Origin of the sequence: Azospirillum sp. B4 (genome assembly GCF_000333275.1) — a bacterium.
Taxonomy (GTDB): Bacteria; Pseudomonadota; Alphaproteobacteria; order Azospirillales; family Azospirillaceae; genus Nitrospirillum.
In genome coordinates this window covers 1-10676 of sequence record NZ_BACU01000724.1, presented here as the reverse complement: position 1 = coordinate 10676, position 10676 = coordinate 1, and the positions used below count along the sequence as shown (strand labels likewise).

Here is a 10676-nt window from a genome sequence, read left to right as displayed (position 1 = left end):
GCTGCCCGCCAGCACGGCCGCCAGCGCCTCGATGGCCACGCGATCGACCTCGCAATTGCGGGCGAAGCGGGAGAAGTCGTGGATGAAGGCGGTGTGGATGACCCCCTCCGCCGCGGCCGCGCCCCGCCGCAGGCTCTCCAGATCCTCCAGGTCGCCGCGCAGAACCTCCGCCCCCGCTTCGGCCAGGGCCCGCGCCCCGGTGTCTGAGCGGCTGAGCCCCAGCACCTGGTGGCCGGCGCCAATCAATTCCCGCACCACGGCCGACCCGACGAATCCCGTGGCGCCCGTCACGAATACGCGCATAACACCGCCTCATGGCTTGATTGCTGAACAGGGGGGCGGCCCGGGGCCACCCGATGCGCCGAACGATAGGCGGGGCCGTTGATACGATCCATGCGGCGCCGTCCGTATTATCTTCGCGATCGTCCAAGGCGGGCTGGCTTCCCTCAGCAACACCCCGTCGCGCCTCGTTTCCCAGGTGCGCATCCCTTTGATGCCGGTTAAAAACGCTGTCAGCTTAAAAAATGCCTCGGCTTTGCAATGGACAGGGGGAAGACATGACGGATATCAGCCGCCGCGCGCTGTTGGCGGGCGCCTCGGCCTTGGCGACCAGCACGGCCCTGCCCTGGACCCTGCAAGCGGCGGAAGCGGCCCCAGGCGACGCGGCCGTGGAAAAGCTGCTGGCCGACATCGCGGAGCGGCTGCTGGCGGAATATCCGGAAAACGCCACGGCGCTGGGCATCGACAAGGGCGCCCGCGCCGCCCTGCACGCCCGCCTGACCGACCGGTCGGCCGCCGCCGATCAGGCCCGCGCCACCTGGGCGGCGGAAACGCTGAAGACCCTGCAGGCGGTGGATCGCGCCCGGCTGTCACCGGCCCAGGCCCTGAACGTGGACGTGACGGAGGAATCGTTCCGCACGGCCATCGAGGGCTGGCGCTTCCCCTTCGGCGACGTGGGCACGCTGTCCGGCCAGAACAGCTTCCGCAACATGCCCTATTCGGTGTCGCAGCTGGGCGGCGCGTATGTCGACGTCCCCACCTTCCTCGACACCCAGCACGCGGTGGAAACCACCGCCGATGCCGACGCCTACCTGGCGCGGGTGGAGGCCTATGCCGGCGAGCTGGCGGCGGAAGCCGAGCGCCTGGACCATGAGCGCGGGCTGGGCATGGTGGCCCCGGATTTCGTGCTGGACATCATGCTGGGCCAGATGGTGCCCGCACGGGGCCAGCCCATCGCCCAGTGGGGCGTGGTGGACAGCCTGCGCCAGAGGGCGGCCAAGGCCAAGCTGCCGGAGCGCTACGCCCGAGACGTCGAGGCGCTGTGCACCCAGAAGGTGGCACCAGCCATGGACAAGCAGATCGCCGCGTTCAAGGCCCAGCGCGCCGTGGCCGTGGCGGATGCCGGCATCTGGAAGCGGCCGGGCGGCGAGGAGTACTACGCCTGGGCGCTGAAGGCCGGCACCACCACCACCCGCACGGCCGACGAGATGCACGCCCAGGGGCGGGAGCAGATCGCCCAGATCCAGGCGGAGATGGACACCCTGCTGAAGGCCCAAGGCCTGACCCAGGGCACGGTGGGCGAGCGCATGACGGCGCTGAGCAAGCGGCCGGACCTGCTGTTCGCCAACGATGACGCCGGCCGCGCCAAGCTGCTGGAATACCTGAACGACCGCATCGCCGACATCCGCACCCGCCTGCCCCGCGCCTTCGCCACCCTGGTGAAGGGCAAGCTGGAGATCCGCCGCGTGCCGCCCGCCATCCAGGACGGCGCCCCCAACGGCTACGCCTCGGCCGGCAGCATCGACGGCAGCGTGCCGGGCTATTACTACATCAACCTCAAGGACACCGGCATCTGGCCGCGCTATTCCCTGCCGACGCTGTGCTATCACGAGGGGCTTCCCGGCCACATCTGGCAGGGCGAATACGCCAACCAGTTGCCCCTGATCCGCACCCATCTGGCCTTCAACGCCTATTCGGAGGGCTGGGCGCTGTATGCCGAGCAGTTGGGCAACGAGCTGGGCGCCTATGACGGTGACCCGCTGGGCAAGCTGGGATACCTGCAATCCATCGGCTTCCGCGCCTGCCGCCTGGTGGTGGACACCGGCATGCACGCCAAGCGCTGGAGCTTCCAACAGGCGCTGGACTGGTTCCATGCCAACACCGGCATGCCGGTGGCCCAGTTGCGCAGCGAGCTGAACCGCTACTGCGCCATGCCGGCCCAGGCCTGCGGCTACAAGATGGGGCACAACCAGATCAACATGCTGCGCAACAAGGCCGAGGGCGCGCTGGGCCAGCGCTTCGACCTGAAGCGCTTCGACGACGCCCTGGTGCTGTCGGGCAACGTGCCCCTGACCCTGCTGGAACGGATCATCGACCAACACATCGCGGCGATAAAAGGCTGAGGCGGACCGGGCGGCGACCAGGGGAAACCTGGCCACCGCCTGGACTATTGCGCACCGCCTACAAGGAAACTCTCCATGCAAGCCCTGAAATAGTCCCGCAAAACCCCCTCTCTGATATGCGCCGCCCTTTCATAATCCCTATCCTCTTCAAAAATATCCGCCTCGGTTTCATAGTCCAGATCGTAGCCGTTAAATGTCCGTGATCGACACGGCCCCACAGCCCCAATGGCCATGAGCAGAGACCTGTTTGCACCCGCGAAATTCTGAGAATTCTCAGCATTTCGTGCCAGAGACCATAGGAAGAAAATTCGATTGAACCGAGCGGCGTCTATGGTTGGGGCAGCGGTTCCCTTCTGGGGTGAATCACCTGGAAGAGAAAGGCAAATCTTTCCATCACTATTTCTTATCGAAACCACTAAGAGCGGCGCAATGAGCGCCGCGCCCACCAGGACGACCTTAAGGAGGATAAACCCGGTATAGCGTCCCATTGCGCCCCTCATAGTACGCGAGATGATACATTTTTGCCGCTTCGATAGCTGCTTCCCTACTCGCCACGGAAAAGAGCTCTGGCAACTTGTGTTGAAATATACTTTTTTCATTTTCCTGGAAATTTTCCACAAAACCAGATCCACCCCTCTCATAATCCTTTGAGCGAAGCGTTTCCTTTGTTTTCAGGAAAAGGAATTGCCCTTTTCCACTTTGGACCAAAGAGAAATTAATTCCGTTATCCATTAAATAAGCCGAATCGTTGCCACTTAGCGAAATATCTGTCGCTCCACTATCATAAGGATGCGTATGACCTGTCCCCAAAACCGTATACTTATCGGGTTCCTTCAATTTTAGGTCAGGTTCAAATTTTCCACTTTTATCGGAATTTTTCCTGTTTAAACCGCCTTTGTTTTGGAACTCCAAAACTCCATCAGACCTCCGGGCGACAATGGTAGCCCCCTGCTCCACGACCCACTCGTCTTGCCCCTCAGGAGGCTTGGCTCCGTGCGCATTCAACAGTGGCGCTAAGCTTTCCTGCCAATATGTATCCATCTGTTGCTGATTCTCATCGGCAAACCTAAGCACCGGAGGAGCATCATTAGGAGTGGCGGGGATTGCAAAATCAGACGCGGATGAGACTGGGGGAAGCCCTGTAGCTTTTGGACCATCTGCATCCTTTTTATCCGATCCGGCGATCGCCTTGCCGGGCTCCGGGTTCCTATCCGCCTCCTTCGGTTTTGCCTCAACCGCCCCATCCGCACCCCGCTCTCCACCCGCGCCATCCGTCCATCGCCCATGCCAATCGCGAGGCTGGTCGGGGCTGTACTTCGCCAGATTGTCGTTGGCGCGCGTCAGGCGGACGGCGGCGTCCCAATCCAATTCCGGCAAGCGCAGGTGCACGGCCCGGATCATGGCCTGGGCCAGGTCGCCCCGGTTCAGGGCGTCGGCGATCCTGGTGAGGCCGGGCAACACGGCGGCGCCCGGTTCAGCCCCCGCATAGGCACGCCTCAGCAGCACCGCCACCTCCGCCGCCGGGCGCACCTGGAAGCCGCCGGCGCCCTTGGCCAGCAGGGGCACGCCGGCCAGGGCCAGGCCCTCGGCCGTGCAACTGACACCCAGGCCGCCCGGGCCGTTGCTCAGGCGGTAACGACGCTGCCAACCATCCATGCTCGCTCTCCCTGTTGCTGGAAGAGCACCGTATGTTCTATTTTTGTTCTTGTCAATCTAAAGGCGAAGCGGCCGGCCGTTCCCACGCCACGGCCGCCCCCCGCCCTCTCGCCTACTTGCCCACCGCGAACAGGTTCAGGCCCAGCGCCTCGGCGATGGATTGCGCCGCCAACTGGCCGCGCACGCTGTTGCCGGCGGCGTCCAGGCGGGAGGAGTAGACGCCGATGGCCAGCTTGCCCGGCGCCACCGCCAGAATGCCGCCGCCCACGCCGCTCTTGCCCGGCAGGCCCACCTTGAACAGCCACTCGCCCGTGGTGTTGTAGAGGCCGGCGGTGGCCATGACGGCCAGCACCCGGGCGCTGGTGGGCGGGATCGACCACCGCCTTGTGGCTGACCGGGTTGGTGCCGCCGTTGGCCAGGGTGGCGCCCATGGTGGCCAGATCCACGGCGCTGACGTTGTAGGAACACTCACGGGTGTAGAGGTCCACCGTCATGGCCGGATCGGCATAGAGGTGGTCATAGCTTTGCAGCAGCAGGGCGATGGCCTGGTTGTGCTGGTTGCCCGCCATTTCCGACTGATAGACGTCCTGGTTCAGGGCCAGCGTCCGGCCGGCGAAGCTGGAGGCCGTGTCCAGCACCGTCTTCCAACGGGTGTTCAGATCGGCGCCGGGCACCAGGCTGGCGGCGGCGATGGCGCCGGCGTTGACCAGGGGGTTGCCGGCCGGCGGGCTGCCGGTCAGCTTGTCGTTGTTCAGCTCGATGGCCAGGACGGAGTTGAAGGGCTGGCCGGTGGCGTTCACGCCGATCTTGGCCATCACCGCGTCCGGCCCCTGGTCCTTCAGCACACGGGCCAGCGTGAAGACCTTGGCGATCGACTCCACGGGGAACTCCTGCCCCGCGTCGCCGGCCTTGAACACCCGGCCATCGGCCGTGACCACGGCGATGCCGAACAGCTTGGGGTCCGCCTTGGCGAGATAGGGGATATAGCTGGCGTTCTCCCCCTCCATCACGCCCTTGAACTTGGCGTAGGCCTGGTCCACCGCCTGCTGGATGGCGGTGTCGGCCGGCGGGGCTTCGCGCGCCGAGGCCCCGCCCACGCCCAGGAGGAGCGACAGGGCCAGGGCGCCCCCACACACGGCGGCCCCCCACCGTGAAACACCGGACTTCATCACCATGATCCCCCTTCACCAGACAGGCCGGCATGCGGCGCCGGCGATTGCCGTCACTGTAGCGGCGGGGCCTTGGCGATCATAAGTCCTAATCTTGGGGTCCGGCGGCCATCCGCCCCTTTCCCCTGGCCGCCCCGGCGGCTAGAACGGTGGCGGAATGACGCTCACCGCCGGTTCGTGGTTCAGGGCCGGTTGGTGGTTCAGGGCCGGTTGGTGGTTCGGGAGGGTTGTTGGGTTGATCGTCGGCATCGATTTGGGCACCACCAATTCCGCGGTGGCCGTCTGGCGGGATGGCAAGGCGGAGCTGATCGCCAACAGCCTGGGCCACCGGCTGACGCCCTCGGCCGTCAGCCTGGATGATGGCGGCCAGGTGCTGGTGGGCCTGCCGGCGCGCGAACGCCAGGCCACCCACCCCACCCTGACCGCCACCGCCTTCAAGCGCCTGATGGGCTCGCAACGCGTCACCCGCCTGGGCAAGCGCGATTTCCTGCCGGAGGAGCTGTCGGCCCTGGTGCTTAAGGCCCTGAAGGCGGATGCGGAGGCCCACCTGGGCCAGCCGGTGACCGAGGCCGTCATCACCGTGCCGGCCTATTTCAACGACAAGCAGCGCAAGGCCACCCGCCGGGCGGGTGAGCTGGCCGGTCTGAAGGTGGAGCGGCTGCTGAACGAGCCGACGGCGGCGGCGCTGGCCTACGGCATCCACCAGCTGGAGGCGGAGACCCAATTCCTGGTGTTCGACCTGGGCGGCGGCACCTTCGACGTCTCCATCCTGGAGATCTTCGAGGGCGTGATCGAGGTGCGGGCCACCAGCGGCGACAACCGCCTGGGCGGCGAGGACTTCAACGAGCTGATCGTGGACGACCTGCGCCAGCGCTTCGCCGCCGACTGGGGCCGCGACGCGCGGGAGAGCGACGCCCTGTACCAGCGCCTGCGCGCCGCCGCCGAGCGGGCGCGCCGCACCCTGAGTGACCAGGCGGCCACGCCGGTGCGCGTGGTGTGGAAGGACAGGACCTTCGAGTACGAACTGACGACCGAGGCGTTCGAGGCCAAGGCCGAGGGCCTGCTCAACCGCCTGCGCGAACCGGTGCTGCGCGCCCTGCGCGACGGCCAGCTGGAGGCGCGGTCGCTGCGGGAGATCGTGTTGGTGGGCGGGGCCACACGCATGCCGGCGGTGCGCCGCGCCGTCACCCGCATGTTCGGCCGCTTCCCCGCCCACGCCGTCCACCCGGACGAGGCCGTGGCCCTGGGCGCCGCCGTGCAGGCCGGCCTGAAGGGCCGCGACGCCGCCCTGAACGAGGTGGTCATCACCGACGTCTGCCCCTATTCCCTGGGCGTGGACGTGGCGGAGCGCGGCGCCGACGGCGGCCTGCGGACGGGCATCTTCTCCCCCATCCTGGAGCGCAACACCGTCATCCCGGCCAGCCGGGTCAGCAGCTTCCACACCCTGCAGGCCAACCAGAAGGCGGTGACCTTCACCATCTACCAGGGGGAGTCGCGCGACGTGCAGGACAACATCGCGCTGGGCCAGGTCAGCATTCCAGTGCCGCCCCGGCCCGCCGGCGCCGTCAAGGTGGATTGCCGCTTCACCTATGACATCAACGGCCTGCTGGAGGTGGACGTCCACGTGCCGGAAACGGGGGAGCAGCGCACCCTGGTCATCACCGACGAGGAGGCGGCCAAGCCGGACGACCTGGAGGCCCGGCGCCAGGCGCTGGCGGCCCTGAAGGTCCACCCCCGCGACAGCGAGGCCAACCGCGCCGTCATGGCCCGCGCCGCCCGCTGCTATGAGGACTTCCTGGGCGACCGGCGCGCCTATGTCGCCCACCTGATGGCGGAGTTCGAAAGCGTGCTGGACCGGCAGGATCCCCGCGCCATCGACACCGCCCGCCAGTCCCTGTCCGACGCGCTGGACCAGCTGGAAGGCGAGACCTTCCTGTGAGTGGGCCTGTGAACCGCGACCCCTGGGACATCCTGCGGCTGGCCCCCACCGCCGACCAGGTCGCCATCCGCCGCGCCTATGCCCGGCGCCTGAAGGTCACGAACCCGGAGGATGATCCCGACGGTTTCCAGGCCCTGCGCCAGGCCTATGAGGACGCGCTGCTGCACGCCCGCCGCCAGGCCCCAGCTGAGGAGGTGACGGCCGCGGCGGAGACGGACGCGCCGGCGGAGGGGGCGGAGACGGCGCCCGAAGCCCCGATGGACGACAAGCCGGACGCGGTGGACGAGGCCTTCGCCCGCCACGCCGAGCTGTGCAACCACCTGGGCGGCCTGCTGTCGGCGGCCGAGCCCCCCTGGCCCGCCAAGCTGGAGGAGGCCCTAAGCGCGGTGCTGGCCTCCCCCGCCCTGGCCCACATCGATATCCAGAACCGGACGGAGGAATGGCTGGCGCGGCTGCTGCTGTCCACGGCCCCCCGGTCGGACATCCTGGTGCCCACGGCAATCGCCCATTTCCACTGGAACCGCACCAAGGCAGGGGAGCAGACGCCCCTGCTGGCCGCCATCCAGCGGCGTGGCCGCGACTTGGCCTTCCTGGCCACGCTCACGCGCGGCGACCACACCTTCGCCCAGGCCTACCGCCTGCTCCAGGCGCCGCCGCGACGGCACAGCCCGGCCTTGCGCCTGATGCTGCCGGACCGGATGAAGGACGTCCGCGCCCTGATGGCGCTGATCCGCACCGACTATCCCACCCTGCGGGCCAATTTCGACGCGCAGGCCCTGGCGCGGTGGGAGGCGTTCCTGGCCGCCCCGCGTTTCAGCGCCGGCCTGCTGTGGGCGCTGCTGACCACGCCCCTGTTCCTGGCCCTCTACCTTTACGTCCGGGCCACCCTGCCGCCGGATGATCCGGCCGAAGGGCCGATGCATCTGTTGCTGCTGCCGCCGGCGCTGGCCGCAGCCGGCGTCGTCTATCAGCTGGGCATCCGCGTGCCCGCCCGGTGGCTGGCCCAATGGCTGCCCCGGCAGCGCCCCGCCCGGGTCGCAGGCGTCACCCTGGGCTGGCTGCCGTCGGCCCTGCTGCTGACCGTCGCCGCTACCGCCCTGCCCGCCGGCGCGGTCAGCCTGGTGGTCACGCTGGTGCTGTGCCTGGTCCTGCTGTGGTGGGCGGCCGTCAGCCAGCTGGCCGGCAGCGGTGACCGCATCCCCACCGCCGGCCTGTCGCTGCTGATCAACTCCATCCCGCTGGCCGCGTGGCTGGTGTGGACGATGCCCAACCTGCCGACGGAGGTGCCACAGCAGATGGCGCTGGCCGCCACGCTGGGCGCCATCGTCCTAGGCGGCACCCAGGCGGCGCGCGCCTGGATGGAACGCCTGACGCCGGCACGCCGCCGGGCCAGCCTGTGGCTGCTGGCCCTGCTGACGCTGGGTACCATCGGCGGCCTGGTGGCGGCGCTACGCCAGCCGGACCTGATCCCCTGGGTCATCACGGCGGTGGCCTGCGTGCAGTCGCTGGACCGCATCCCCTCGCTGTTGCTGCCGGGGCGGCTGGTAAAATACCGCTATTACGCGCTCTACGCCTTCGGCGCCGTGCTGCAGGGCTCCAGCCCCTGGATGGCCGGCCTGACGGAGATGCAGGGCATCCTGTTCTTCGGCGGCCTGGCCCTGACCACCAGCGTGGGCGTCACGGTGGCCCGCCTGCTGCAGGCGGACCACACACGAGGCTGACGACTGCTCCACACGGCAGCGGTGCGAGGCCTTGGCTCGTGCCGCTGTAGGACGCGACGGCGTCCGCCGCAGGTTTCCGGGGGCCGCAGGTTTCCAGGGAACGAGAGTGGACTGGAAACCGAGGAAGCCAAGCCGGCGGATGCCGGCGCCCGGCACCTGAGGGCATCAACTCTTCAGCGACTTGCCCAGCTGGTCCAGCAGGAAGCCGGTGCCGTGCTCGCGGGAACCATTGTCCTCATAGCCGTCCAGGAAGGCGCCCTGTTCCGTCACCTTCAGGGTGGTGCGGCCGTCGCCGGCCATCTTCAGCTCCATGGTCGCCAGCGAGACGGAAATCTTGCGGGCGTCCAGGTGCATCACATAGCTGTAGACGATGCGCTCGTTGGGGATGATGTCCAGGTAGTGGGCGTCGAAGGTTGAGGTCATCCCCCCCTGCCAACGGCCCTTGGCGCGTTCCGTGCCACCGACGCGGAAGTCCATGGTGCGCTCCAGCGCTTCCCACTGGCTGGGGTCGCCGCCAAACCATTTGGACTTGGCCTCCATGTCCGACAGCGCGCGCCAGACCAGCGCCACCGGCGCGTCGTAGGTGCGTTCCAGGCTGAAGATGGCGTGGACGACGGAGCGTTCGGCGGGCACCTCGCCGGTGCGGCCGTCCATGCGCGCCACCTCCGCCACCAGCTTGTCCAGGGTCTGGGACCAGCCTTCCGGCGCGCCGCCGATGGCCGGCAGCATGGCGGGCTCATAAAGGGTGTAGGTCTGCACGATGTCCAGCCGGGTGCCGCCCAGGGCGTCGGCGAAGGTGACCTCGGTCCAGGCGGTGAACAACACCCGGCCGTCATCGCCATCCACCCGCAGATCCAGCACCAGGCGATCTACCGGCGAGACCTCGGCGAAGCTGCCGCGTGTCCAGTGGTCCGTGCCGTCGGGCGCGCGCATGCACACCTCGAACGCGCCACCCACCCGCATATCGACGGTGGCTTGCGGCACGGTGAAATGCTCCGGCGCGAACCAGTGCTTCACATGTTCCGCGTTGCTCCACGCCTTGAACACCGTCTCGCGCAACGCCGGGATGGTGCGGGAGATGCGGACGGGCTCGGGGTGCAGGACGCCCGCCTCCCCCGCCGGGATGTCAGCCTGGGTCATGGTTCCTCTCCTTGGTTTTTCAGCGTTTCGAGATACTGGCCCAGCCGGTCCAGACGGCTGGCCCATTCCATCCGCCGCTGGTTGATCCATTGCTCCGCCAGGCTCAACTGCGCGGCGTCGATGCGGCAGGTCCGCACCCGCCCCACCTTCTCCGACCGCACCAGGCCGGAGCTTTCCAGCACCGCCAGGTGCTGCATCACCGCCGGCAGGGACATCTCCAGCGGCTGCGCCAGCTCACTGACCGACGCCGGCCCGCGCACCAGCCGCTCCACCATCGCGCGGCGGGTGGGATCGGCCAGGGCCTGGAAGGTGAGATCGAGGGGGGATGGTTGGTTAAGCATATGCTTTAGTATCGTAGCGACGATACTAAAGCAAGGGGTTTAGTATTTAGTTGCTGGATTGGCATAATTTCGGCAGGCAAACGCACGCGCCACGGATATTGTTCATGAAACATTCCAGGAACACCTGAATTCGGGAGGTCGACGTTGTTCACAGCTTGGACGCGACTGACGCTGGCGCTGGGACTGCCGATCCTGCTCCTGGCGGGAATGGGCATCGCGCAGGCTGCCGAGCGGGAGAGCCTTTACATCGACAAGGCCGCCTTCGCCGGCGGCCAGCTCTGGCTGCTGTCCGGATGGGAACTATCCCG

Annotated in this window: 9 protein-coding genes and 1 pseudogene; 3 read left to right on the top strand and 7 right to left on the bottom strand. The window is 67.6% G+C overall.

From position 1 onward, the window contains the following. On the bottom strand, positions 1-303 hold a 303-nt coding region (locus I55_RS32350), incomplete at its 3' end, for an NAD-dependent epimerase/dehydratase family protein (RefSeq protein ID WP_044564847.1). Between the two features lie 254 nt (positions 304-557). Between I55_RS32350 and I55_RS32345 the strand changes: the two genes are divergently transcribed. Continuing rightward, positions 558-2402, top strand: a complete 1845-nt coding sequence (locus tag I55_RS32345; RefSeq protein WP_044564846.1) for a DUF885 family protein — start codon at positions 558-560, stop codon at positions 2400-2402. Positions 2403-2446: 44 nt separating this feature from the next. Here the strand turns inward: I55_RS32345 and I55_RS36650 are convergent, their stop codons facing one another. The 4 genes and pseudogenes from I55_RS36650 to I55_RS39645 all read right to left on the bottom strand — a co-directional run. Next, complete coding sequence (locus I55_RS36650; RefSeq protein ID WP_148294098.1) at positions 2447-2890, bottom strand: hypothetical protein; 444 nt, start codon at positions 2888-2890, stop codon at positions 2447-2449. Then, positions 2859-4058, bottom strand: a complete 1200-nt coding sequence (locus I55_RS36645; RefSeq protein WP_148294097.1) for a hypothetical protein — start codon at positions 4056-4058, stop codon at positions 2859-2861. Before I55_RS36645 ends, I55_RS36650 begins: the two co-directional genes overlap by 32 nt. A 112-nt stretch (positions 4059-4170) precedes the next feature. Then, a complete protein-coding gene (locus I55_RS39650; RefSeq protein ID WP_376739221.1) occupies positions 4171-4398 on the bottom strand; it encodes a glutaminase in 228 nt (75 codons plus the stop codon). Between the two features lie 37 nt (positions 4399-4435). Next, positions 4436-5065: pseudogene (locus I55_RS39645) on the bottom strand (glutaminase); the annotation flags it as partial. A gap of 397 nt (positions 5066-5462) precedes the next feature. Here I55_RS39645 and I55_RS32335 point away from each other — a divergent pair. Next, positions 5463-7166: an Hsp70 family protein gene (locus I55_RS32335; RefSeq protein WP_044564845.1), complete on the top strand. Its 1704-nt coding sequence runs from the start codon at positions 5463-5465 to the stop codon at positions 7164-7166. Between the two features lie 8 nt (positions 7167-7174). Next, the gene (locus I55_RS32330) at positions 7175-8887 is read left to right on the top strand and encodes a J domain-containing protein (protein WP_044564844.1); all 1713 of its coding nucleotides are present in this window, start codon (positions 7175-7177) and stop codon (positions 8885-8887) included. 165 nt (positions 8888-9052) lie between these two features. Here I55_RS32330 and I55_RS32325 read toward each other — a convergent pair whose 3' ends face one another. Beyond that, entirely contained in the window at positions 9053-10027 is a 975-nt protein-coding gene (locus tag I55_RS32325; RefSeq protein ID WP_044564843.1) for an SRPBCC family protein, read from the bottom strand. After that, entirely contained in the window at positions 10024-10368 is a 345-nt protein-coding gene (locus I55_RS32320) for a helix-turn-helix transcriptional regulator (protein WP_044564842.1), read from the bottom strand. The genes I55_RS32325 and I55_RS32320 overlap by 4 nt, the downstream gene beginning before the upstream one ends. Positions 10369-10676: the final 308 nt, after the last annotated feature.